The organism is Pseudonocardia bannensis, from assembly GCF_012911875.1.
Lineage (GTDB): Bacteria > Actinomycetota > Actinomycetes > Mycobacteriales > Pseudonocardiaceae > Pseudonocardia > Pseudonocardia bannensis.
In genome coordinates this window covers 1-23622 of record NZ_JAAXKZ010000096.1, presented here as the reverse complement: position 1 = coordinate 23622, position 23622 = coordinate 1, and the positions used below count along the sequence as shown (strand labels likewise).

General features: G+C 72.9%; 22 protein-coding genes and 1 pseudogene. 8 read left to right on the top strand and 15 right to left on the bottom strand.

Going from position 1 to position 23622, the window contains the following annotated elements:
• Positions 1–100 precede the first annotated feature (100 nt).
• From HF519_RS21710 to HF519_RS21685, 6 genes are all read right to left on the bottom strand, one after another.
• Complete coding sequence (locus HF519_RS21710; protein WP_169414831.1) at positions 101–1255, bottom strand: Zn-dependent alcohol dehydrogenase; 1155 nt, start codon at positions 1253–1255, stop codon at positions 101–103.
• Positions 1252–2661, bottom strand: a complete 1410-nt coding sequence (locus HF519_RS21705; RefSeq protein ID WP_169414830.1) for an aldehyde dehydrogenase family protein — start codon at positions 2659–2661, stop codon at positions 1252–1254. The genes HF519_RS21710 and HF519_RS21705 overlap by 4 nt, the downstream gene beginning before the upstream one ends.
• A 55-nt stretch (positions 2662–2716) precedes the next feature.
• Positions 2717–3313 carry an SRPBCC family protein gene (locus HF519_RS21700; protein WP_169414829.1) on the bottom strand — a complete coding sequence of 199 codons (597 nt, stop codon included), beginning with the start codon at positions 3311–3313 and terminating at the stop codon, positions 2717–2719.
• An 84-nt stretch (positions 3314–3397) separates the two neighbouring features.
• Positions 3398–4957, bottom strand: coding sequence for a class I adenylate-forming enzyme family protein (locus HF519_RS21695; RefSeq protein WP_169414828.1), 1560 nt, complete (start codon positions 4955–4957; stop codon positions 3398–3400).
• Positions 4958–5075: 118 nt separating this feature from the next.
• A complete protein-coding gene (locus HF519_RS21690; protein ID WP_169414827.1) occupies positions 5076–6635 on the bottom strand; it encodes a solute symporter family protein in 1560 nt (519 codons plus the stop codon).
• Positions 6632–7009, bottom strand: coding sequence for a DUF485 domain-containing protein (locus tag HF519_RS21685; RefSeq protein WP_169414826.1), 378 nt, complete (start codon positions 7007–7009; stop codon positions 6632–6634). The genes HF519_RS21690 and HF519_RS21685 overlap by 4 nt, the downstream gene beginning before the upstream one ends.
• A gap of 154 nt (positions 7010–7163) precedes the next feature.
• On the opposite strand from HF519_RS21685, the gene HF519_RS21680 reads away from it, so the two are divergent.
• Positions 7164–7793 (top strand): TetR/AcrR family transcriptional regulator, encoded by a 630-nt coding sequence (locus HF519_RS21680; protein ID WP_246244821.1) that lies wholly within the window; start codon positions 7164–7166, stop codon positions 7791–7793.
• Between the two features lie 135 nt (positions 7794–7928).
• Here the strand turns inward: HF519_RS21680 and HF519_RS33580 are convergent, their stop codons facing one another.
• Together HF519_RS33580 and HF519_RS33575 are read right to left on the bottom strand one after the other, a co-directional pair.
• Positions 7929–8855 carry an ABC-F family ATP-binding cassette domain-containing protein gene (locus HF519_RS33580; protein ID WP_438826428.1) on the bottom strand — a complete coding sequence of 309 codons (927 nt, stop codon included), beginning with the start codon at positions 8853–8855 and terminating at the stop codon, positions 7929–7931.
• A gap of 123 nt (positions 8856–8978) precedes the next feature.
• Positions 8979–9530 (bottom strand): annotated as a pseudogene (locus HF519_RS33575) (ATP-binding cassette domain-containing protein); the annotation flags it as partial.
• 165 nt (positions 9531–9695) lie between these two features.
• Here HF519_RS33575 and HF519_RS21670 point away from each other — a divergent pair.
• From HF519_RS21670 to HF519_RS21655, 4 genes are all read left to right on the top strand, one after another.
• On the top strand, positions 9696–10538 hold the full coding sequence (locus tag HF519_RS21670) for an SDR family oxidoreductase (RefSeq protein WP_169414824.1): 843 nt from the start codon (positions 9696–9698) through the stop codon (positions 10536–10538).
• A 93-nt stretch (positions 10539–10631) separates the two neighbouring features.
• A complete protein-coding gene (locus tag HF519_RS21665; RefSeq protein WP_169414823.1) occupies positions 10632–11885 on the top strand; it encodes a lycopene cyclase family protein in 1254 nt (417 codons plus the stop codon).
• 71 nt (positions 11886–11956) lie between these two features.
• A complete protein-coding gene (locus HF519_RS21660; RefSeq protein ID WP_169414822.1) occupies positions 11957–12406 on the top strand; it encodes a universal stress protein in 450 nt (149 codons plus the stop codon).
• Between the two features lie 22 nt (positions 12407–12428).
• A complete protein-coding gene (locus HF519_RS21655) occupies positions 12429–13496 on the top strand; it encodes an adenylate/guanylate cyclase domain-containing protein (RefSeq protein WP_312860261.1) in 1068 nt (355 codons plus the stop codon).
• A 232-nt stretch (positions 13497–13728) separates the two neighbouring features.
• Here HF519_RS21655 and HF519_RS21650 read toward each other — a convergent pair whose 3' ends face one another.
• From HF519_RS21650 to HF519_RS21620, 7 genes are all read right to left on the bottom strand, one after another.
• The gene (locus HF519_RS21650) at positions 13729–14154 is read right to left on the bottom strand and encodes a metal-sulfur cluster assembly factor (RefSeq protein ID WP_169414821.1); all 426 of its coding nucleotides are present in this window, start codon (positions 14152–14154) and stop codon (positions 13729–13731) included.
• On the bottom strand, positions 14151–14615 hold the full coding sequence (gene sufU / locus HF519_RS21645) for a Fe-S cluster assembly sulfur transfer protein SufU (RefSeq protein ID WP_169414820.1): 465 nt from the start codon (positions 14613–14615) through the stop codon (positions 14151–14153). The genes HF519_RS21650 and sufU overlap by 4 nt, the downstream gene beginning before the upstream one ends.
• Position 14616: 1 nt before the next feature.
• Positions 14617–15894 carry a cysteine desulfurase gene (locus HF519_RS21640; protein WP_169414819.1) on the bottom strand — a complete coding sequence of 426 codons (1278 nt, stop codon included), beginning with the start codon at positions 15892–15894 and terminating at the stop codon, positions 14617–14619.
• Positions 15891–16658, bottom strand: coding sequence for a Fe-S cluster assembly ATPase SufC (gene sufC / locus HF519_RS21635; protein ID WP_169414818.1), 768 nt, complete (start codon positions 16656–16658; stop codon positions 15891–15893). Before sufC ends, HF519_RS21640 begins: the two co-directional genes overlap by 4 nt.
• Before the next feature lie 66 nt (positions 16659–16724).
• Positions 16725–17915: a Fe-S cluster assembly protein SufD gene (gene sufD / locus HF519_RS21630; protein ID WP_312860260.1), complete on the bottom strand. Its 1191-nt coding sequence runs from the start codon at positions 17913–17915 to the stop codon at positions 16725–16727.
• Between the two features lie 40 nt (positions 17916–17955).
• Positions 17956–19383 (bottom strand): Fe-S cluster assembly protein SufB, encoded by a 1428-nt coding sequence (gene sufB, locus HF519_RS21625; protein WP_169414817.1) that lies wholly within the window; start codon positions 19381–19383, stop codon positions 17956–17958.
• Positions 19380–20141 carry a helix-turn-helix transcriptional regulator gene (locus HF519_RS21620; protein ID WP_438826427.1) on the bottom strand — a complete coding sequence of 254 codons (762 nt, stop codon included), beginning with the start codon at positions 20139–20141 and terminating at the stop codon, positions 19380–19382. The genes sufB and HF519_RS21620 overlap by 4 nt, the downstream gene beginning before the upstream one ends.
• A 93-nt stretch (positions 20142–20234) precedes the next feature.
• Here HF519_RS21620 and mptB point away from each other — a divergent pair, with 93 nt between their 5' ends.
• The 3 genes from mptB (at position 20235) to HF519_RS21605 (ending at position 23599) form a co-directional block, all read left to right on the top strand.
• Positions 20235–21833 carry a polyprenol phosphomannose-dependent alpha 1,6 mannosyltransferase MptB gene (gene mptB / locus HF519_RS21615; protein ID WP_169414816.1) on the top strand — a complete coding sequence of 533 codons (1599 nt, stop codon included), beginning with the start codon at positions 20235–20237 and terminating at the stop codon, positions 21831–21833.
• A gap of 24 nt (positions 21834–21857) precedes the next feature.
• Positions 21858–22790 (top strand): ABC transporter ATP-binding protein, encoded by a 933-nt coding sequence (locus HF519_RS21610; protein WP_169414815.1) that lies wholly within the window; start codon positions 21858–21860, stop codon positions 22788–22790.
• A 92-nt stretch (positions 22791–22882) separates the two neighbouring features.
• Positions 22883–23599 carry an ABC transporter permease gene (locus HF519_RS21605; RefSeq protein ID WP_169414832.1) on the top strand — a complete coding sequence of 239 codons (717 nt, stop codon included), beginning with the start codon at positions 22883–22885 and terminating at the stop codon, positions 23597–23599.
• Positions 23600–23622 lie beyond the last annotated feature (23 nt).

Genomic DNA, 23622 nt, shown 5'->3' with positions numbered 1-23622 from the left:
CCCCTGCCCCGCCCCGGTGACCAGCACCACCGTGCCGGCAAGCTGCAGATCCATCGGTGTTCCTCCTAGAGAGCCTGAAAGGTGCGCTTGCTCGTGTCGCTCACGCGGACGTCTCGCCGGGCGTCACGACGGTGCGGATGCCTCGGCCGGCGGCGAGCTCGTCGAGCGCGGACTCGACGTCGGCCAGGTGCCCGTGGCCGGTGACCATCTGGCGCAGGTCCAGCTTGCCGGTGCGCACCCACTCGAAGAACTCGGGCATGTCCGTGGTGGCGTCGAGCGACCCGGCGACGCAGCCGCGCAGGGTGCGGGCGAAGTGGAACAGCTCCAGCGCGCTGAACGACACGGTGTCGTCCTTGCCGCCGATGCCGACGACGGTGCACGAGCCGCCGCGGCGGGCCATCGACCACATGTCGCGGATCGTGCGCGCGGACCCCACGCAGTCGAACACGAAGTCCGCGCCACGTTTGTCGGTCAGCCCGCGGACGGCCTTCTTGGTGTCGTCGTCGGCGACGAGGAAGTGGGTGGCCCCGGCGGCCAGCGCGAGCTCGGCCTTGTCCGGGTTGCGGTCGACCGCGATGACGGTGCCGGCCCCGGCCAGCCGGGCGCCCTGCAGGACCGACAACCCGACGCCGCCGAGCCCGATCACCAGTACCGACGACCCCGCGGTGACGCCGGCGGTGCGGGTCACCGCGCCCACCCCGGTCGTCACCGCGCAGCCCAGCAGGGCGGCGTCGGCGGTGTCGATGTCGTCCGGGACCGGGACGACCGCGCCGCGCGGGACGACGGTCTGCTCGGCGAAGGAACCCACGGTCAGACCGGGGTAGACCGGCTCGCCCTGCTCGGTGACCGCGTAGGGCTCGCCGGCGCGGCGGGAGCCGTTGGCGCACAGGTGCGGCTCGGCGTGCTCGCAGTGGAAGCACTCCCCGCACGGGGTGATCCACAGCAGGATCACCCGCTGCCCCTGCGCGATGTCGGTGACGCCCTCGCCGACCTCGACGACGGTGCCGCAGGCCTCGTGCCCGAGCACCGCGGGCAGCGGCTGGGCCAGCACCCCGCGGGCCAGCGACAGGTCGGAGTGGCACACGCCGGTGGCGTCGATGCGGACCCGGACGTCACCTGATCCGACCGCGCGCAGCCGGATCGTCTCCACCGCCATCGGCTCGCCGACCGCGCGCAGCAGCGCCGCGCGCACCACGTGCGGGTAGGCCGTCTCGTCGATCGTCACACTCGTCGGGTTCTCGGCCTGAACCGTCATCGCTGCACCGCCTTGATCTCGAGGACGTCGGCGATGCCGTACTCGCCGATCTCGCGTCCGATGCCGGACTGCTTGTAACCGCCGAACGGCGCGCCGGCGTTGAACGCCCCGCCGTTGACGTCGACCTGGCCGGTCTCGATCCGCGCGGCCACCGCGAGCGCCGCGTCCTGGTCGGAGCCCCAGACGGCACCGCCGAGGCCGTAGATGCTGTTGTTGGCCAATGCCACCGCGTCGTCGTCCGACCCGGCCGCGAAGATCGACAGCACCGGCCCGAAGACCTCCTCCTGGGCCAGCCGCGAGTCCGGGTGGACCCGGCTGATCACCGTCGGGCTCACGTAGTAGCCCCGCTCGGGGAGCTCGGCGCCGCCGAAGACCGTCGTCGTCGCCGCGCCCCCGGCAGCCGGGTCGAGGAAGGACTCGACCTCCTTGCGCTGCTCGGCGGAGATCAACGGGCCCAACCGCGTGCCGGGCACGTACTTGGCCGCGGCCTCCGCGGCGAGCGCCTCCACCTGCTCGAGCCGGTCCACGGGCACGATCAGCCGGGACAGCGCGGTGCAGGTCTGGCCACCGTTGAGGAAACAGTTGGCCACGGTGATCTTGACGGCCTTGGCCAGCAGCTGGTCGGTCGCATCGGCGAGCACCACGCTCGCGGACTTGCCGCCCAGTTCGAGGGTCACCCGCTTGAGGGTCTCGGCCGCGGCAGCGGCGATGTGCCGGCCGACCGGGGTGGAGCCGGTGAACGACACCTGGTCGACGCCCGGGTGCCGGGTGAGCAGGTCGCCCACCACCCGGCCGCTGCCCGGGACGAGGTTGAACACGCCCTTCGGTAGCCCGGCGGCCTCGAACACGCGGGCCAGCTCGAACGCGGCCAGCGGGGTGAGCCCGGCCGGCTTGAGCACGACGGTGGTGCCGGCGGCCAGCGCCGGGACGACCTTCACGACCACCTGGTGCAGCGGCAGGTTCCACGGGGTGATCGCGGCGACCACGCCCACCGGCTGGCGCAGGATCAGCGAGTTTCCGATCTCGCTCGTGAACGGGAACGCCTCGAGTGCGGCGATCGTGGAGTCGATGACCGCGATCGGGGTGTCGACGTGCAGGGCGCGGGCCACCTTGGGCGGCGAGCCCTGCTCGCGGTTGACGAGGCCGGCGAAGTGGTCGGCGCGCTCGACGATCAGGTCGCGGATCCGGCGCAACACGGCGGCCCGCTCAGGGACCGGGGTCGCGGCCCACGCCGGAAAGGCGGCCCGGGCGGCGGCCACCGCGGCGTCGACATCGGACACCGACGCCTGGGTGATGCTGCCGATGACCTCCTCGGTCGCCGGGTTCTCCACCTCCAGGTCGTCCCCGCCGCCGGGCACCCAGCGCCCGTCGATGTACAGCGCCGGCTCGCGCAGGATGTCGGCCATCTCAGCGCTCCTCTCTGTCGTCAGTCATTCGTCGTCGTCGTGGCGGGCCCGGACATCAGCCCGGCCCGCGGGAGGCCGCGACGGTGCGGCGGGCGAATCGCCGGCCGATCAGCAGGGCCGTCAGCGCACCGAGCGCCGGCACCGCCCGCCGGAGGACCGCGCCGGTCAGAGCCGGGGCGGCCGACTCTGCGGGCTCGTGCGCGGCGGCGGGCCCGTGCGCCGCGGCGGGCCCGCGCGCGGCGAGCAGTTCTGCCTCGAGTCGCTGTGCGAACCGGGTGACCAGCTTCGCGACCTCACCCGCGACCACACCGCGGCCGAGCCCGGCGAGGCGTCCGGTCAGGGTGAGGTCGGTGTCGACGCTGATCTGCGTGCCGTGGCCCTGTGGCCGCAGCGCCACGGTGAGCGTCGCGACCGCGTCGCCCTGCCCGGCCGCATCACGGCACTCGGCCCGCAGGACGGCGCGGTGGGCGTCGTCGTCCCGCTCGACCAGCCGGACCGTGCCCTCGAACCGGGCGGTGAGCCACCCGACCGTGGCCGGGATCCCCGCCGGGGTCGCATCCGGCAGGCACCCCGCCATCCGCGGCAGATCCGTGACGGCCGCCCACGTCCGGTCCACGGGTGCGTCGACCGTGACGGTGCTGATCAGTTCCACGATCCGCCCTCTCCTAACTAGCGCTCATTAGTCACCGTAGTGCAGCACTGCACCCACCGCCACGGGCAACGGTGGGTCAGTACGTCACACGGACTCGGCCAGCTGCTGCTGCAGCCGGAAGCGCAGGATCTTGCCCGAGCCGGTGCGCGGGATGCTGTCGACCTCGATCACCTCCGCGGGCACCTTGAAGTACGACAGCCGCTCCCGGCACACCGCCAGCACCTGCTCGGCGTCCAGCTCGCCGGGACGGCGCGGCACCACGAAGGCCACCGGCACCTCGCCGAGCTGGCCGTGCGGAGCCCCGACCACCGCGGCGTCGGCCACCGGCTCGCACGCCAGCAGGGCGTCCTCGACCTCCGCGGGGTAGATGTTCTCCCCGCCGCGGATGATCAGCTCCTTGGTCCGCCCGCTGATCCGCAGGTAGCCGTGCTCGTCACGGCGGGCCAGGTCGCCGGTGCGGTACCAGCCGTCGACCAGCACCGCGGCCGTCGCCTCGGGCAGGTTGTGGTAGCCGGGCGTGACGTTGGGGCCCTGCACCCACAGCTCGCCCTCCTCCCCGGGCAGCACGTCGCGACCGCTGACCGGGTCGACCAAGCGCACCGTCAGGCCGGGCAGCGGGAGCCCGCACGACCCCATCACCCGGCTACCGGTGGGCCAGTTCATGGTCACCATCGTCGAGGTCTCGGTGATGCCGTAGCCATCGAGCAGCGGCACCCCGAACGCGCGCTCGAAACCCTCGTTGAGCGCGGCCGGCAGGATCGCCCCCGCCGAGACGCACATCCGCAGCCGCCTGGCGCCGAGGCCGTCGGCCCCGGCCCGGTCCAGCAGGTAGTGGAACATCGTCGGCACCCCGGGGAAGACCGTGACCTCGCCCTCCGGCCCGCCGGTGCGCAGCCGCGCCAGCACGTCCTGCACCGAGAACCGGGGCAGGATGCGCTCGGTCGCGCCCACCGCGGCGATCCCGAGCACGCACAGCACGAGCGCGTAGGAGTGGAACAGCGGCAGCGGGGAGAGCACGACGTCGTCCGGGCCGAGGCCCGCGATCGGCGCCCAGCACGCCGCGACCACCCAGAAGCAGCCGCGCTGGGTCAGGTACACGCCCTTGGGCCGGCCGGTGGTGCCCGAGGTGTAGAGCATCCAGGCCGTGTCGTCGAGGCCGAGGCAGTCCCGCGGGGGCGAGGACTCCCGGGTCAGCAGTTCGGCGTAGGACAGCTCACCGGCGTCACCCGGTAGGTCGCCGGCCACGATCACCGCGAATGCACCGTCCCGCTCGGCGACCAGGCCTCGCACAACGTCCACGTGCGCGGCGTCGGTGATCACGATCCGGGAGCCGCTGTCGTCGAGGATGTGCGCCACCTCGGCCGTCGCGGCCTGCGGGTTGGCACAGACCGCCACCCCACCGGCTCGCGGGACAGCGAGATACGCCTCGGCGGTCTCCACCCGGTTGTCCAGGTAGAGCAGGGCCCGGTCGCCCTGCTCGAGACCCAGGTCCTGCAGGTGCCCGGCCAGCCGGGCGGTGGTGCCGGCGAGGTCGCCGTAGGTGACCGCGCGGTGGTCGTCGACGAACGCGACCTTCTCCGGGCGCCGTCGGGCGTGATCCGCCAGCAGATCCGGCACCGTCCGGATCAGTTCCGTGCGCAGCACCGCGCCTCCTTGTCCGTCAAGGGTTCATCGAGGTCCGTCAAGGTCCATCAGGTTCCGATGAGCGCCGTCTCCGGGACCGGCGGGGAACGCACCGGCCCGGAGTGCGGCGGGAAGCCGGTCAGTGCACCGCGGCCGTCTCCTCCGAGCCCAGCCCGGTCTGCGAGCGGACCTGCAGCTCTTCGAACGAGTGCTCCGGCCCCTGCCGCTCGGAGGACAGCAGGCTGCCGATCCAGCAGGCGAGGAAACCGACGGGCAACGCGACGAGCGTCGGGTACTCGATCTGGTACGGCGCCGACTCCGGCCCACCCGGCCACACCGAGGGGCTCAGCACGATGAGCACCACGGAGGTGACCAAGCCGGCCGAGATGCCCGAGATCGCGCCCGTCGTGGTGAACCGCTTCCAGGTCATGGCGAGCAGCAGCGCCGGGAAGTTGGCCCCGGCCGCGACCGACAGCGCGAGGCCGACCAGGAACGCGACGTTGAACCCGGGCCCGGCGGCGAGCGTGATCGCGATGGCGACCACGCCGATGCCGGCCGCGGCGAGCCGCGCCACCAGGGTCTCGTTCGCCTCGCCCTGCCCGCGCCGCATCACGTTGGCCCACAGGTCGTGAGCGACCGCGCCGGAGGCCGACAGCACGAGCCCGGCGACCACGGCAAGGATCGTGGCGAACGCGACCGCGGAGACGAACGCGGTGAACAGGTCGCCACCGAACGTCCCCGCCCCGCCCCCGAGGTACTCGGCGAGCAGCGGTGCGGCCAGGTTGCCGCTCTTGCCGACCTGCTCACCGGCCTCCGGGGGCAGCACCGCCCGGGCGCCGAAGCCGATGATCGCGGTCATCACGAAGAACACGCCGATGAGCGCGGTCGCCCAGCCCGCGGAGCTGCGGGCCGTCTTCGCGTCGGGCACGGTGAAGAAGCGGATGAGGACGTGCGGCAGGGCCGCGGTACCGATGGCGAACGCCAGCGCCACCGAGAGGGTGTCGAGGAAGGACCGGCCCGACCCGCCCGGGGCCAGGTACGCGTCCCCTGCCGGGTGGTTGGCCGCGGCCGTGGTGAACAGCGCGCTCCAGTCGAACCCGACGTGGATCAGGACGCCGAGGGAGAGCGCGAACCCCGCGATCATCAGCAGGACGGCCTTGATGATCTGCACCCAGGTGGTGGCGAGCATCCCGCCGAAGACCACGTACGCGAGCATCGCGAGGCCCGTGAGGATCACAGCCGGGACGAAGTCCAGCCCGGTGAGCGCGCGGATGAGCACACCCGCTCCGACGAGCTGCGCCACCAGGTAGATCACCGCGACCAGCATCGTGGCCGCGGCCGTGGCCGCGCGGACCGGGCGCTCGCGCAGCCGGAAGGACAGGACGTCGGCAACGGTGTAGCGGCCGGCATTGCGCATCCGCTCGGCGAACAGCAGCAGGATGAGCACGAAGGCCACGATGGTGACCGACGGCATGACCCAACCGTCGAAACCGGACAGGTACATCGCCCCGGTGAAACCGAGAAAGGTCGCGGCCGACATCAGGTCACCGGCGATGGCGAGCCCGTTCTGCGAGCCGGAGATCGAGCGACCGGCGGCGAAGAACTCGCTCGCCGAGTGGGTCCGCCGCGACGCCCAGACCGTGACGGCGAGCGTGACGCCCACGAGGAGCGCGAAGGCGATGAGCCGGGTCCCGTTCACGGCCGCACCCCGTCGGTGGTCGCGTCGACGACCACGGGGGCGCCGGCCGCGAGGGCGGCGGCCTCGAGCCCGGAGAACACGGTCGCGGAGAGCGTGAGATAGCGCCAGGTCAGAAGCCAGGCGACGACGAACTGGCTCATGCCGAGCAGGAAACCGACGGTCATGCCCGCCACGACGACCTGCCCGGCGAGAGCCGGCGCGATGCCGACGACGAGCAGGAACACCGCGAACCAGCCCAGCACGGCGGCGGTCGCCGCGCGGACGAACCGTCCACGTCTCGCCACGAGTTCCCGGAACGGAACGGACGCGTGCACGGCGCGCCAGTCGGGTGCCGCCTCCGCATCGTCGAGCCGCTGATCCTGCTGACTCGTCATTGAGTACCTCCTGTCGGGGAGAACGACGCTAGCTAACGCTCGTTCGTATCACAAGAGGGGTGCTCGCGACACGCCGCGCTGCTCGCCCGGCCGCCACTGTGATCTGCAACGCGATCAGGCGCGGCTCACCGGCCCCAGCCACCAAGGTGAGCCGATGCATGTCGAGCGAGGTGGCCGCGTCCCACCGATGGGAACGGGTACCGAGGCCCGGCAGGTGGTCACCGGTGGCGCGGTGCTCGACACCGCTCTGACGCTCTTCGCGCAGCGCGGCTACCACGGGACCGCGCTCAGCCAGATCGCCGAGGTGCTCGGCATCCGGACGCCCAGCCTGTACAACCACATGCGCTCCAAGCAGGAGCTCCTGCAGACGATCATCCGGCAGACCCTCGACAGCGTCATGGAGGACTTCGAGGCCGCCGTCGACGGCGTGCAGGACCCGGTCGAGCGGCTCCGACGGGCGACGCGCGTCTACGCGCTGCGCCACGCCACGCACCGGCGCGAGGCGCTCGTGGTCAACCGGGACACGACCAGCCTCGAGGAGCCGTCGCTGTCCGCGTTGCGGGCGCGGCGCCGCGACCACGAGCGCGCCTTCCGCGCGGTGATCTCCGACGGCGTCGAGTCCGGAGCGTTCACCGTCGACTCCCCCGTGCTCGCGTCCTTCGCGATCCTGGAGATGTGCGTGAGCATCGCGCGCTGGTTCCGCGACCCCGGTGCGCTCTCGGCCGCGGACGTGGCCGATCAGTACACCGGCTTCGCCCTGCAGGTCGTGGGCGTGCAGACCTGATCGGAGAGCCGCCACGGTAGGGCCACCCGAGCCCGCGGACGGCCGCCGGGTAGGACACGACGCCGTCCCGGTCCGGCCGGCGGCAACGGGGTCGCCGGCGGACCGGGCTCGGCGACCCCGGTGAGGCCTACCGGGTCAGGCCAGTTGCACGAGCTCCAGGTAGTCGGCCGACCAGTGGTCCTCGGTGCCGTCGGGCAGCACGATCACCTTGTCCGGGTGCAGGGCCTCGACCGCGCCTGGGTCGTGGGTCACCAGGACCACCGCACCGGTGAACCGGCGCAGCGCATCGAGCACCTGCTCGCGGCTGGCCGGGTCGAGGTTGTTCGTGGGCTCGTCGAGCAGCAGCACGTTCGCCGCGCTGGAGACCAGCCCGGCCAGCGCCAGCCGGGTCTTCTCTCCACCCGACAGCGTCCCCGCCGGCTGCTGCAGCTGGTCGCCGGTGAACATGAACGAGCCGAGCAGGGTGCGCAGCTGCTGCTCCGGGGTGTCCGGGGAGGCGTGCCGCACGTTCTCCCAGACGGTCGCGTCGAGGTCGAGGGTGTCGTGCTCCTGGGCGTAGTAGCCGACCCGCAGCCCGTGCCCGGGCACGACCTCGCCCGCGTCGGGCCGCTCGGTGCCCGCCAGCATCCGCAGCAGCGTGGTCTTGCCGGCCCCGTTGAGGCCGAGCACGACGACCTTCGCCCCCCGGTCGACCGCGAGGTCGACCCCGGTGAAGACTTCCAGGGAGCCGAACGCCTTGCTCAGGCCCTCGGCGGTCAGCGGGGTCTTGCCGCACGGGGCGGGATCGGGGAAGCGGATCCGCGCGACCTTGTCGGCCTGGCGGGTGGGCTCCAGGCCGGCGAGCAGCTCGTCGGCCCGGCGGGCCATGTTCTTCGCCGCGACCGCCTTGGTCGCCTTGGCCCCCATCTTCAGGGCCTGGGTGTGCAGGACCGCCGCCTTCTTCTCGGCGTTGGCCCGTTCCCGTCGGCGGCGCTTCTCGTCGGTCGCCCGCGCCTCCTGGTAGCGCTTCCAGTTCATGTTGTAGACGTCGACCTCGCCGCGGGTCGCGTCGAGGAACCACACCTTGTTGACCACGTCGGCCAGCAGGTCGGTGTCGTGGCTGATGACCACGAGCCCGCCGTCGTGCGAGGACAGGAACGAGCGCAGCCAGTTGATCGAGTCGGCGTCGAGGTGATTGGTCGGCTCGTCGAGCAGCAGCGTCGTCGCGCTCGGAGCACCGCCACCGCCGCCGTCGGAGGCCGCGAACAGGATCCGGGCGAGCTCGACGCGACGGCGCTGCCCGCCGGACAGCGTCGAGATCGGCTGGCCGAGCACCCGGTCGGGCAGGCCGAGGTGGGCACAGATCCGGGCGGCCTCACTCTCGGCGGCGTACCCGCCGAGCGCGGAGAAGCGCTCCTCGATCCGGCCGTACTCGCGCACCGCCCTGTCGTTCTGCACGCCGTCGACCAGCTCGGCCATCGCCGTCTGGGCCTTCTCCATCTTGCGCAGCAGCTCGTCGAGCCCGCGGGCGGAGAGCACCCGGTCCTTCGCGGTGACCGTCAGGTCGCCCTCGCGGGGGTCCTGCGGCAGGTAGCCGACCGGGCTGTTCGCCGTGACCGATCCGGCGTAGGGGTTGCCCTCCCCGGCCAGGACGCGCATCGAGGTGGTCTTGCCGGCGCCGTTGCGCCCGACCAGCCCGATCCGGTCGCCCGGCTGCACGCGAAGGGTGGCTCCGGCCAGCAGGATGCGGGACCCGGCCCGCAGCTCCAGGTCGGTGGCGGTGATCACGAGAGAGACTCCAGAAGGTCCGGATGGTAGGGAGCAAAGGGGGCAGCGGCACGGCCGAGCGGCCATTACCCGATCCGGATCACCTGTCCAGAGTACCGGCCGGGGCGAGACGACTTCCGAAGTAGGGTCGCGCCCATGACCGACATCACGGCGGGCTCGGACCCGACCATCGGCACCGCGGGCCCGGGCCCGACCACCGGAACTCCCGGCGACCTCGCCGGCCGGACCGCCCTCGTCACCGGCGCCAGCCGCGGGATCGGCTACGCCATCGCTGCCGAGCTGCTCGCCCGCGGGGCCGCGGTGACGATCACGGCGCGCAAGCCCGACGAGCTGTCCGCCGCGGTGGACACGCTCGTCACCGACGCGGCCGGCGGCGACAAGGACCGGGTCCTGGGGCTGCCGGGCAACGCCGGTGACCCCGACTCCCGCGCGGAGGTCGTCGCGCGCACCGTCGAGACGTTCGGCAGCCTCGGCATCCTGATCAACAACGCCGGCATCAACCCGGTCTACGGCCCGCTGATGAACGCCGACCTCGACGCGGTACGCAAGATCTTCGACGTCAACGTCGTCGCCGCGCTCGGCTACCTGCAGCTCGCCCATCAGGCCTGGATGGGCGAGCACGGCGGCGCGGTGGTCAACATCGCCTCGGTGGGCGGCCTGCGGTCCACCGGCGTGATCGCCGCGTACGGGGCCTCGAAGGCCGCGCTGATCCGGCTCACCGAGGAGCTGGCCGCCGAGCTCGGGCCGGGGATCCGGGTCAACGCCGTCGCCCCGGCGGTGGTGAAGACGCGGTTCGCGACCGCGCTGTACGAGGCCGACGAGGAGGGCGTCGCGGCGGCCTACCCGATGAAGCGGCTCGGGACGCCCGAGGACGTGGCCTCGGTCGTCGGTTTCCTGGTCTCCGACGCCGCGAGCTGGGTCACCGGCGAGACCATCCGCATCGACGGCGGCGCGCTGGCGTCGGGCAAGCTCGGCTGACCCGCACCGCCACCGCACCGCCGCCGGGCCGCCGCCGGGCCGTCACCGGGCCGCCACCGCGCCGAACGGCGCCGGACCGGGTAGAACTGGCCGGTGCCGACGGACGATGTGCTGGTGGTCGGGGGCGGCCCGGCCGGACGGGCGGTCGCCGTCGAATGCGCCGCCCGCGGGCTGCGTACGACCCTGCTCGACCCGGCTCCGGACCGCCCGTGGCGGGCCACCTACGCCGCGTGGGCCGACGAGCTGCCCCCGGCGCTCCCGGCGGAGCTGGTCGCCGCCCGCACCCCCGGGCGGGCGCTCGCGCAGACCGAGCACCGCCTCGGCTGGGAGTACGCCGTGCTCGACGTACCGGCGCTGCGCCGGCACCTCGACGCCGGGCTCGCGCGCACCGGCGTCGAGGTGCGGTCCGGCCGCGCCACCACCGGTCCCGACCCGCACGGCGTGCGTCTGACCGGCGGAGGCGTGGCGCGGGCCCGGGTGGTGATCGACGCCGGTGGGCACCGGCAGCCGCTGCGTCCCGCCACCCGTCCGGGGCGGCCGCCCGCCGAGCAGACCGCCTACGGCCTGGTGGTGGACGAGGACACCGCGGCCGCCGTGGCCGCGCCGGGTACGGCGCTGTTCATGGACTGGCGCCACGACCACGGGGAACCGGGCTGGCCGACCTTCCTCTACGCCGTTCCGCTCGGCGGCGGGGCGGTGCTGCTGGAGGAGACGTCGCTGGCGCGTCGCCCCGGGCTGCCGCTGCCGGTACTGCGCCGGCGGCTGCTCGCCAGGCTGGCCCGGCACGGCGTCTCCCCCGGCCCGGACGCGCCCGAGGAGCGGGTGCGGTTCCCCGTGGACGGGGCTCGGCACCGAGACCCGGCCGCGATCGGTTTCGGGTCGGCGGCGCCGCTGGTGCACCCGGCCACCGGGTTCAGCGTCGCCACCGCGCTGCGCCTCGCCCCGCGGGTGGCCGACGCCCTCGCCGCCCGGTTGCCGGGGTCACCCGCGGCCGCACGGGCCGCGGCCCGCCACGCCGTGTGGCCGCGGGCCGCGCGCGTCGTGCACCTGTTGCGCCGTCGCGGCCTGGAGTCGCTGCTGCGGATGCCCCCGGCGGACGTGCCCGCCTTCTTCGAGGTGTTCTTCGGCCTGCCGCCACGGCACCGGTGGGCCTACCTCACCGGCCGCGAGGATCTCACCGGCACCATCGGGGCGATGAACGCCCTGTTCGGCCGCGCGGGCTGGCTGCTGCGCGGACGGCTCGTCGGCCCCGCGCTGCTGCCCCCGGCCCTGCCGTGGACCCGGGGATCACCCGGGCCGGGTGAATACCGGCCCGCCGAGTGGGCCGCCCGACGCTACAAGCGGTAACTTCCTTTCACTGAACGTCACTGCACCGGCGTCACATCAGAGGACGCCGTCGTCACGGCCGGAGGGCTCCCATGTCCGCCTACAACACCATCGTCGTCGGTACCGACGGCTCCAGCACCTCGTTCGTCGCGGTCGAGCGCGCCGCCGCCGTCGCGCGGGACAGCGACGCGAAGCTGGTCATCGTCTCCGCCTTCACCCCCGCGAGCCGCGAGGAGATCGTCGAGGCCGAGGACGCGCTGAAGGACGAGGCCTACCTCGTCCGCGGGTTCACCCCGGCCGAGGAGACGCTGCGTCTGGCCGAGGACAAGGCCGTCGCCGTGGGCGCCACGAACATCACGACCCAGGCGGTGGACGGCGCCCCGGTCGACGTCCTGCGCAAGTCCGTCACCGACCACGGTGCCGACCTGCTCGTCGTCGGCAACCGCGGGCTCAACACCCTCAGCGGGCGGCTGCTCGGCTCGGTTCCGTCGGACGTCGCGCGGCGGGCCGGCGTCGACGTGCTGATCGTCCACACGACATGACGCACGCCCCGCGGCGCCGCCGGTGAGCCCCGATCCCTCCGGCTGGCTGGACGCCCTCGGGGAGTTGCTGGACGCCGCGAACCGCGGGGAGATCCGGCGGCTCGACGAGTCACTGCCGCTGGCGTCGGCGCTCGAGGAGATCGTGCTCGGCGCGCCCCGCCGCTACACCCGGCCGGAGGTGATCGAGCGGGCCGGGCTGAAACTCGAGGAGGGGCGGCGGCTGTGGCGGGCCCTCGGGTTCCCCGAGGTCTCCGACACCGAGCTGCTGTTCACCGAACGCGACATCGAGGCGGCCCGGCTGATGTCGCAGCTCACCGACGTCGGCCTCCTCGCTCCCGACGTGCGGGAGGCCGTCGCGCGGGCCGTCGCCCAGGCGATGTCCCGGCTGGCCGAGTGGCAGGTCGGGATGCTCACGCAACTCGTGGCCAACGAGGCCCAGGAGGTCTCGCCCCAGCAGTCGCTCGAGCTCGCCGCGGCCGTCCTGCCGAAGCTCGAACAGCTGCAGACCTACGTGTGGCGCCGGCACCTCGCCGCCACCGTGTCCCGGGTGGTCGTCGGGCGCAGCAACAACGCCGAGGACGGGGACACCTGGCCGCTCGCCGTCGGGTTCGCCGACATGGTCGGCTTCACCCGCACGACCCGGCGGCGCTCCACGTCCGAACTCAGCGAGATGATCGAGCGCTTCGCGTCGAGCACCACCGACGTGATCGCCGGGGGCCGCGGGCGCATCATCAAGACCGTCGGCGACGAGGTGCTGTTCGTCGCCGACGACATCGCCGACGCGGCGGCCATCGCCCTGGCGCTGCAGGACCGGGTGCGGGCCGAACCGGCGCTGCCCGAGCTGCGGATCGGGCTGGCCGCGGGCCCGGTGCTCGTCCGGTTCGGTGACGTCTACGGCGAGGTCGTCAACATCGCCGCGCGGCTCACCACGCACGCCCGGCCCGACTCCGTGCTTGTCGACCGCGAGGTGGCCGCGGCGCTCGCCGACGACCCCCGCTTCACGGTCCGGTCGCTACGGCCGCTGCACGTGCGCGGCTACTCGCACCTGCACCCCTACCTGCTCCGCCGCGCCGCGGATCAGGCCTCGTGACCTGACTGCCTCCCCGCTGCGCCGGCGGGCCACCCACCCATGATCGACGTCTCGGAGTCCGGAGCCGCGCACGCCGCGGCTCGCGGCCCCGGGACGACGATCACCGCGGCGGACTCACCGGGAAGGCGGGCAGTCGGACGACACGTCCGGCCCGGCACATACGCGAACGGCACTTCCGGCCGGACGTAGCGGCCGGAAGTGCCGTTCGTGGTCGAGCTGGTACCGGGCCGACTCAGACCCGGAAGCCGAGGGCGCGCAGCTGCTCGCGGCCGTCCTCGGTGATCTTCTCCGGACCCCACGGCGGCATCCAGACCCAGTTGATCTTGATGTCGTCCACCAGGCCGCCGGAGCCACCGGGCCCGGTGAGCGCCGCGCGGGCCTGCTCCTCGATGACGTCGGTCAACGGGCAGGCCGCCGACGTGAGCGTCATGTCGATGGTCGCCACGGAGTTGTCGACCTGGATCCCGTAGACGAGGCCGAGGTCGACGACGTTGATCCCGAGCTCCGGGTCGACGACGTCGCGCATGGCCTCTTCGAGATCGTCGATCGACGGCTCGTCCGCGCGCTGCGCGGGCGGCTCGGGCATGCCGGCCGCGCCGCGCACGACCTCGTCGCCGGCCGTCGTCGCCGCCGTGTTCTCGGTGCCGGTCTCGCTCATCGGACCGTTCCCTTCTCTGGTACGTCGCCCACCCGGACGACGGCGTCCTTGAACGCCATCCACCCGAGAAGCGCACACTTCACCCGCGCCGGGTACTTGGCCACCCCGGCGAAGGCCACGCCGTCGCCGAGCACGTCCTCGTCCGGCTCGACCGTGCCGCGGCCCTGGGCCATCTCCTGGAAGGCCGCGAGCACCCGCATCGACTCCTCGACGCTCTGGCCGACCACGAGGTCGGTCAGCACCGAGGTGGAGGCCTGGCTGATCGAGCAGCCGAGCGTCTCGTAGGAGACGTCGACGACCTTCTCCCCCGCGTCGTCCAGCTTCACCCGCAGCGTGACCTCGTCACCGCAGGTCGGGTTGATCTGGAACGACTCGGCGTCGAACGGCTCGCGCAGGCCCGCCCGGTGCGGCGACCGGTAGTGATCCAGGATGATCTCCTGGTACATCTGTTCGAGCTGCATGTCAGGCCACCCCGAAGAACTCGCGCGCGGCCCGCACACCGTCGGCCAGCTGGGCTACCTCGTCGACGGTGTTGTAGACGTGGAACGACGCCCGCACGGTCGCCGCGACGCCGAACCGGCGGTGCAGCGGCCACGCGCAGTGGTGCCCGACCCGAACCGCGATCCCGCGGTCGTCGAGCACCTGCCCGACGTCGTGCGCGTGCACGCCGTCGACCACGAACGCCACCGCCCCGCCGCGGTCGCTGAGGTCGGTAGGCCCGATGATCCGGACCCCGGGGACCTCGGCCAGCCCGTCGAGCGCGACGCGGGCGAGCTCGAGCTCGTGGGCGTGGACGGCGTCCATGCCGATCCCGTTGAGGTAGTCGACCGCCGCGCCCAGCCCGACCGCCTGCGAGGTCATCGGCACACCGGCCTCGAACCGCTGCGGCGGCGGGGCGTAGGTCGAACCCTCCAGACGCACCAGCTCGATCATCGACCCGCCGCTGAGGAACGGCGGCATCGCCTCGAGCAGCTCGGCCCGGCCGTACAGCACGCCGACCCCGGACGGCCCGAGCATCTTGTGCCCGGAGAACACCGCGAAGTCGACGTCCAGCGAGGTCAGGTGCACCGGCATGTGCGGCACCGACTGACACGCGTCGAGCACCACCAGGGCACCGACCGCGCGGGCCCGGCGGACCAGCTCCTGGACCGGCAGCACCGTGCCCATCACGTTGGACTGGTGCGCGAACGCGACGACCTTCGTGCGCTCGGTCAGCTCGACCGAGTCGAGGTCGAGCCGGCCCTCGTCGGTCACCGAGTACCAGCGCAGCGTCGCCCCGGTGCGCCGGCAGAGCTCCTGCCACGGCACCAGGTTGGCGTGGTGCTCCAGCTCGGTGATGACGACCTCGTCGCCCGGGCCGAGCGCGAAGCGCTCCGACTCGGGCCCGAGGCCGGTCCGGATGCTGGAGTTACTCATCGCGTACGCGATGAGGTTGATCCCCTCGGTGGCGTTCTTGACGAACACCACCTCGCCCGGGTCGGCCCCGACGAACGCGGCGATCCGCGCGCGGGCCGACTCGTAGGCGTCCGTGGCCTCCTCGGCCAGCTGGTGTGCGCCCCGGTGCACCGCGGAGTTGTGCTGCTCCAGGAACGACCGCTCGGCGTCGAGCACCTGCCGCGGGCGTTGCGAGGTGGCCCCGGAGTCCAGGTAGACCAGGGGCCGCCCGCCGCGCACCGTGCGGGAGAGGATCGGAAAGTCCGAACGCAGCTTCAGCACGTCCGGACTTTCGAGGGAGGTCACGACGCGGCCTCCGCTCCCGCCCCGTACTTCACATAGCCGTTCTCTTCGAGCTCGTTCGCCAGGTCCGCCCCGCCCGACTCGACGATGCGGCCGCCGGCGAACACGTGCACCACGTCGGGGGTGATGTACTTGAGGATCCGGGTGTAGTGCGTGATCAGCAGCACGCCGACGTCGCCGGCGGCGCGGTAGCGGTTCACGCCCTGGGAGACCACCCGCAGCGCGTCGACGTCGAGGCCCGAGTCGGTCTCGTCGAGCACGGCGATCTTCGGCTTGAGCAGCGAGAGCTGCAGAACCTCGTGGCGCTTCTTCTCGCCGCCGGAGAAGCCCTCGTTGACGCTGCGGTCGGCGAAGTCGGGGTCGATGTCCAGCTCGGACATCGCGCCCTTGACCTCCTTGACCCAGGTGCGCAGCTTCGGCGCCTCGCCGCGCACCGCGGTGGCCGCGCTGCGCAGGAAGTTCGCCATCGACACGCCGGGGACCTCGACCGGGTACTGCATGGCCAGGAACAGGCCGGCGCGGGCACGCTCGTCGACGCTCATCGCGAGCACGTCCTCACCGTCGAGCAGCACCTCGCCGCCGGTGATCTCGTACTTCGGGTGACCGGCGATCGCGTAGGCCAGGGTCGACTTGCCGGACCCGTTCGGGCCCATGATCGCGTGGGTCTCGCCGCCGCGGATGGTCAGGTCGACGCCGCGGAGGATCTCCTTGGCGCCGTCCTCGGCCGCGACCGAGACGTGCAGGTCCTTGATCTCCAAGGTGGACATGTTGTTCGTGAACTCCGTGTTGGTCGCAGCGTGGTGGGTGGTTCGTGGACTCGGCCGAGGTCGGGCTCAGGCGCCCGTGACGGCGAGCTCGGCCTCGATGGCGGCCTCGAGGCGTTCGCGCAGCTCGGGCAGCGTGATCCGGGAGAGGATCTCGCCGAAGAAGCCACGGACCACGAGCCTGCGCGCCACGTCCTCGGGGATGCCGCGGCTCTGCAGGTAGAACAACTGCTCGTCGTCGAACCGACCGGTGGCGCTCGCGTGCCCGGCGCCGGCGATCTCGCCGGTCTCGATCTCCAGGTTCGGCACCGAGTCGGCCCGGGCGTGCTGGGTGAGCACGAGGTTCCGGTTGAACTCGAAGGTCTGGGTGTTCTCCGCCGCGGCGCGGATCAGCACGTCACCGATCCACACCGTGTGGGCGTCCGGGACGCCCTCCTTGCCCTGCAGCGCGTTCTTGTACAGGACGTTCGACGTGCAGTTCGGCACCGCGTGATCGACCAGCAGTCGCTGCTCGAGGTGCTGACCCGCGTCGGCGTAGCCCAGACCGACGAGCTCGGCGTCGCCGCCGGGCCCGCGGTAGCTCACGGTCGGGCTGATCCGCACCAGGTCGCCGCCCAGCGCAACCGACGTGACCCGCAGGGTGGCGTCACGGCCGAGCGAGAAGTGCTGGGCGCCCACGTGCACCGCGTCGTCGGCCCACTCCTCGGTGACCACCAGGGTCAGCCGGGAGCCGTCGGCCAGCACCACCTCGAGGTTGTCGGCCAGCGCACCCGAGCCGCGGTGCTCCAGCACCACGGTCGCCTCGGCGTGCGGCTTCGTGCGCAGCTGCAGGTGCGACGCCGCGGTCGCGCCCTCCCCCGGGCCGGCCACGGTGATCGTCACCGGCTCGGGGGTGCCGTCCAGGGTGACGACCGTGGCCTCGCGGAACGCGGACCACGCGGCGGCGGCGATGCGGTCGGCCGGGGTGCCGCCCTCACCGAGCCGCGCGTCGTCACGACCCACGGTCTCCACCGTCACACCCTCGCCGGCGCCGGCGACCTCGACGGCCGCGGTGCCGTCCAGCGCCGCGGAGCCGTCGTGCAGCCCGCGCAGCCGCTTCATCGGCGTGAAGCGCCAGTTCTCCTCGCGGCCGCCCGGGACCTCGAAGGCGTCCACGTCGAACGAGGTGAACCGCTCGCCCGCCGAGGCGACGGGCACGAGACCCGCGCCCCGGTTCGCCCCGGCGAGTTCCGGGGCCAGTCCAGAAACAACGTCGGTCACGATTGCTCGACCCTTCTCCACAGGTTCCGAAGGTCTCGCGTCATCCGACCGAACCCTCCATCTGCAGCTCGATCAGCCGGTTCAGCTCCAGCGCGTACTCCATGGGCAGCTCGCGCGCGATGGGCTCGACGAACCCGCGCACGACCATCGCCATGGCCTCGTCCTCGGTCAGGCCGCGCGACATCAGGTAGAACAGCTGGTCGTCGCTGACCTTGGACACGGTGGCCTCGTGACCCATGGTCACGTCGTCGGTACGCACGTCGACGTAGGGGTAGGTGTCGCTGCGGCTGATCGTGTCGACCAGCAGCGCGTCGCACTTCACCGTCGAGCGCGAGTTGTGCGCCCGCGGGTTCACCTGGACCAGACCGCGGTACGAGGTCCGGCCGCCGCCCCGGGCCACCGACTTCGAGATGATCGTCGACGACGTGTTCGGCGCCAGGTGCACCATCTTCGCGCCGGCGTCCTGGTGCTGACCCTCGCCCGCGAACGCGATCGAGAGGACCTCACCCTTGGCGTGCTCGCCCATGAGGAACACGGCCGGGTACTTCATGGTGACCTTGGAGCCGAGGTTGCCGTCGACCCACTCCATGGTCGCGCCCTCTTCGGCCTTGGCCCGCTTGGTGACCAGGTTGTAGACGTTGTTCGACCAGTTCTGGATCGTGGTGTAGCGGCAGCGGCCGCCCTTCTTGACCACGATCTCGACGACGGCCGAGTGCAGCGAGTCCGACTTGTAGATCGGCGCCGTGCAGCCCTCGACGTAGTGCACGTAGGCACCCTCGTCGACGATGATCAGCGTCCGCTCGAACTGGCCCATGTTCTCGGTGTTGATCCGGAAGTAGGCCTGCAGCGGGATGTCGACGTGCACGCCCGGCGGCACGTAGATGAACGACCCGCCCGACCACACGGCCGAGTTCAGCGCGGAGAACTTGTTGTCACCGCTGGGGATGACGGAACCGAAGTACTCCCTGAACAGCTCCGGGTGCTCGCGCAGGCCCGTGTCGGTGTCCAGGAAGATGACGCCCTGCTCCTCCAGGTCCTCACGGATCTGGTGGTAGACGACCTCGGACTCGTACTGCGCGGCGACACCGGCGACCAGGCGGGCCTTCTCGGCCTCCGGGATGCCCAGCCGGTCGTAGGTGTTCTTGATGTCCTCGGGCAGGTCCTCCCATGAGGAGGCCTGCTTCTCCGTGGACCGCACGAAGTACTTGATGTTGTCGAAGTCGATGCCGGAGAGGTCGGAACCCCACCGCGGCATCGGCTTGCGCTCGAACAGGTTCAGCGCCTTCAGCCGGAAGTCGAGCATCCACTGCGGCTCGTTCTTCAGCGCGGAGATGTCGGCGACGACGTCGGCGGACAGGCCGCGACGTGCAGATGCGCCAGCGACGTCGGAGTCGGCCCATCCGAAGTCGTAGCGGCCGAGCGTCGCGAGCGTCTCCTCCTGGGTGAGCGCCTCAGGAGCGGTCGTCATTCGGACTGCCTCCCTCTCGGGACTGTGGTGGTCGGTTCGAGCCGCCGGAAGAGTTCAGGACCATCCAGCGGAACGTGTGTGGTGCACGCGGCGTCACCGCGCGCGATGGTGGCCAGCCGCTGCACGTGGGTGCCCAGCAGCTCGGCGAAGGCTCGGGTCTCGGCCTCGCACAACTCCGGGAACTCCGCCGCGACGTGCGCCACCGGGCAGTGGTGCTGGCACAGCTGAACGCCGTGCCCGGCCTCCCGGGCCTGCGCAGCGTAGCCGCGCGCCGTGAGCAGCTCGGCCAGGGCATCGGCCCGCGCACCGGGCGTGGCGGCCGTCGCGATCTCGGCGGCCTCCGGCCCGAGCAGCTCGGCGACCCGGCGCTCGGCGAACGCGTTGACCGCGCCCTCGCCGGCGGTCTGCGCGATGTAGCGCAGCGCCGCGGTGGCGAGGTCGTCGTAACCGTGGCCGAAACGCATCCGTCCGGCGTCGGTGAGCAGGTACTCCCTGGCCGGGCGGCCCCGGCCCCGGGGGCCGCGGTGCGACGCCTGCCGGGCCTCGGCTTCGCCGTCGGCGATCAGGGCGTCGAGGTGGCGGCGGACCGCGGCGGCCGACAGCTCCAGGTCCGCGGCCACCGCTGCGGCGGTCACCGGGCCCTGCTCGAGCAACAGCCGGGCCACGGCAACCCGGGTGCTGCCGTCGGCGGACGAGTGGACGTCGTGCACCTGGAGTGCACGGTCCTCGGCCGCGTCGGTACGCCGGGCTGTTTTCACAACACCAGTGTTGCGTATATGTGCCGCATCGGCAAAGACGGCCGCCGTCCGGGTGAGCGGTGTCACCCCTCTTCCAGTCGCTACCCTGCGCACATGGCCGCACCGGGGCTCGACCCATCACGGTTCGGCCCTGGATTGGACCCACGGACGCCGGCGCGGTCCCCCGCCGGGCCGTTCCTGCCGTCCTCGCCCCCGCCCGATCCCAGCCGGCTCGCCCGGCGTCTCGGGCTCACCGGCGCGCTGCTCATGGCGATCGGCGCGCTCGGCGGCGGCGCGCTCCCGGTGCCCAACCCGCTCAACGGGCTGCGCGTCCTCGGGCTGCCCGCACGCAACGCCACCGTCTCCATCGCGGTCGTCTACGCAGGCATGGGCATGCTCGTGCTCGCCTGGCTGTGGATCGGCCGGATGCTGCGGGCCCGCGGCGCCGTCGCACCGGCGCCGGACCACGGTCAGCTGGCCCGCACCGGGCTGCTGTGGGCGCTGCCGCTGGCCGCGGCCCCCCCGATGTTCTCCAAGGACGTCTACAGCTACCTCGCGCAGAGCGCGATCACCGCGCGTGGGCTCGATCCTTACGCGCTCGGCCCCGCCCAGGCCCTCGGCGTGGACGACCCGCTGACCCGCACCATCCCGACCATCTGGCGCGACACCCCGGCCCCCTACGGGCCGCTGTTCCTCGCGCTGGGCCGTGGGATCACCGCCCTCACCGGCGACGACGTGATCCTCGGCGTGATCGCGCACCGGGCGCTCGCGGTGGCGGGCGTCGCCCTGATCATCTGGGCACTGCCGCGCCTGGCCGAGCGCTGCGGGCTGGAACCCGGCCTCGCCCTGTGGCTCGGCGCCGCGAACCCCCTCGTGCTGTTCCACCTGGTCAGCGGCATCCACAACGAGGCCCTGATGATCGGGCTCATGCTCGCCGGGCTCGAGATCGGACTCCGCTCGCAGCGCCGCGGCTGGGTCTGGGGAGCGGTGCTCATCACCGCCGGGGCGGCGGTGAAGCTCCCGGCGATCCTGGCCCTGGGCTTCCTGGGCATGCACCTGGCCCGCCGGTGGGGCGGACGCGTCCGGGACGTGGCTCTCGCGGCCGCCGCGCTGACCGCGATCGCGGTGGCCGTGTTCGCCGCGTTCGGCTTCGGCACCGGGCTCGGGTTCGGCTGGCTGGGCACCCTCGGCACGGCGAACGTCATCCGCAGCTGGATGTCGCTCTCGACCGATCTCGGCCAGCTCAGCGGGCAGATCGGGATCCTGGCCGGCCTCGGCGACCACACGGACTCGGTGCTGACGCTCACCCGTGGGCTGGGCGGGCTCGCGGCCGCGCTGCTGTGCGGGTTGCTGCTGCTCGCGACGCTGCGCGGACGGGTCGAGCCGGTGACCGGGCTCGGCGCCGGGCTCGGCGCGGTCGTGCTGCTCGGGCCGGTGGTCCACCCCTGGTACCTGCTGTGGGCCGCCATCCCGCTGGCCGCCACCCGGGGCCTGCCGCGGTACCGCCGGGTGGCGCTCGCCGCGTCGGCGGTGCTGGCCCTGATGGTGCCGCCGACGGGCGCCGACTTCGCGTTCCGCGCCTACCAGCTGCCGATGTCGATCGTGGCCGGCGTGGTCGTCCTCGGGGCCGCCGTACTGATGGTGCGACGGCGGCTGCGGGCCGAGGCCGACGCGGTGCTGCCGGCGAGCGACACCGGCCCGGCCCCGGGCTGAGCGGCGTCACTAGAATCCGCGCTCGTGAGTTCACCTGCGGCAGCGGCCGTCGAGGTCCGCGGGCTGGTCAAGCGGTACGGCCGGACGACCGCGGTGGACGGCCTCGACCTGGAGCTGCCGGCCGCCAGCGTGCTGGCCCTGCTCGGGCCGAACGGAGCCGGCAAGACGACGACCGTCGAGATCTGTGAGGGCTTCCAGCGGGCGGACGCCGGCGAGGTCCGGGTGCTCGGGATGGACCCGGCCGGTGCCCCGGACGTGCTGCGGGCGCGCATCGGGGTCATGCCGCAGGGCGGCGGGGCCTACCCCGGCGTTCGCGCCGAGGAGATGTTGCGCGTGGTCGCCGCATGCGCGGCCCATCCGCTCGACGTGGACTGGCTGACCGACGTCCTGGGCCTGCGCTCGTGCGCCCGCACCCCGTACAAGCGGCTCTCCGGGGGCCAGCAGCAGCGCCTCGCGCTCGCCTGCGCCGTCGTCGGCCGTCCCGAGCTGGTGTTCCTCGACGAGCCGACCGCCGGGATGGATCCGCAGGGACGCCGCCTGGTGTGGGAACTGATCGACGCGCTGCGCCGTGACGGGGTCGCCGTGTTCCTCACCACCCACCTCATGGAGGAGGCCGAGGCGCTGGCCGACCAGGTCGTCATCGTCGACCACGGCAAGGTCGTCGCCCAGGGCAGCCCGGCCGCGCTGACCGCGGGCGGCGACCAGCAGGAGCTGCGGTTCCGCGCCAAGCCGGGCATGGACCTCAGCGACCTCAGCGCCGCCCTGCCCGACGGCTACCGGGCGGCGGAGACGATGGCGGGCCGCTACCTGGTGCAGGGCCGGATCGACCCGTCGGTGCTGTCCACCATCACCACCTGGTGCGCCGGGCAGGGAGCGCTCGCCGACGACGTGCAGGTCGCCCGCCGTAGCCTCGAGGACGTGTTCCTGGATCTGACCGGCAAGGAGCTGCGCCCGTGAGCGTTCCCGACACCGTCCGCACGGGCGGGCCGGGTGACCGGTTCGCCGCGGGCACGTTCACGCCACGGCCTGCCCGTGGCTCGCTGTTGCGGATGCTGCTCGCCCAGTCCGGCACCGAGCTGCGGTTGGCCCTGCGCAACGGCGAGCAGGTGCTGCTGTGCCTGCTCATCCCGACCGTCCTGCTGGTCGGCCTGACCGTGCTCGACGTGGTGCCGCTGCCCGACCCGCGGGTTCAGGCGGTGGTGCCCGGGGTGCTCGCCCTCGCCGTGATGTCCACCGCGTTCACCGGACAGGCCATCGCGTTCGGTTTCGACCGTCGCTACGGCGTGGTGCGCCGGCTGGCCGCGACCGCGCTGCCCCGCTGGCTGCTCGTCGCCGGGCGGCTCGCCGCGGTGCTCGGCCTGGTCGCCGTGCAGACCGTCGTGCTGTGCGCGCTGGCCTGGGCGCTCGGCTGGCGGCCCGCCGCCGAGGGCCTCGGGTGGGCGGTGCTGCTCGTACTGCTCGGGTGCGCGGCGTTCGGCAGCCTGGGCATCCTCCTCGGCGGGTCGCTGCGCGCCGAGATCGTGCTCGCGGTGGCCAACCTCATCTGGTTCATGCTGCTGCTGGCCGGCGGCATCATCATCCCCGTCGGGCAGCTGCCCGACGCCCTGGCGTCGGTGGCCACCTACCTGCCGTCCGGGGCGCTCGCCGAAGGTCTGCGTACCGCGCTGGCCGGCGGCGAGGGGCCGGGCCTGCGACCGATCCTGGTCCTCGTGGTCTGGACCCTGCTCGCGGCGCTGATCTCGGTGCGGACGGTCAAGCTCCGCTGACCCGCGGCCACCCCGCCCACCAC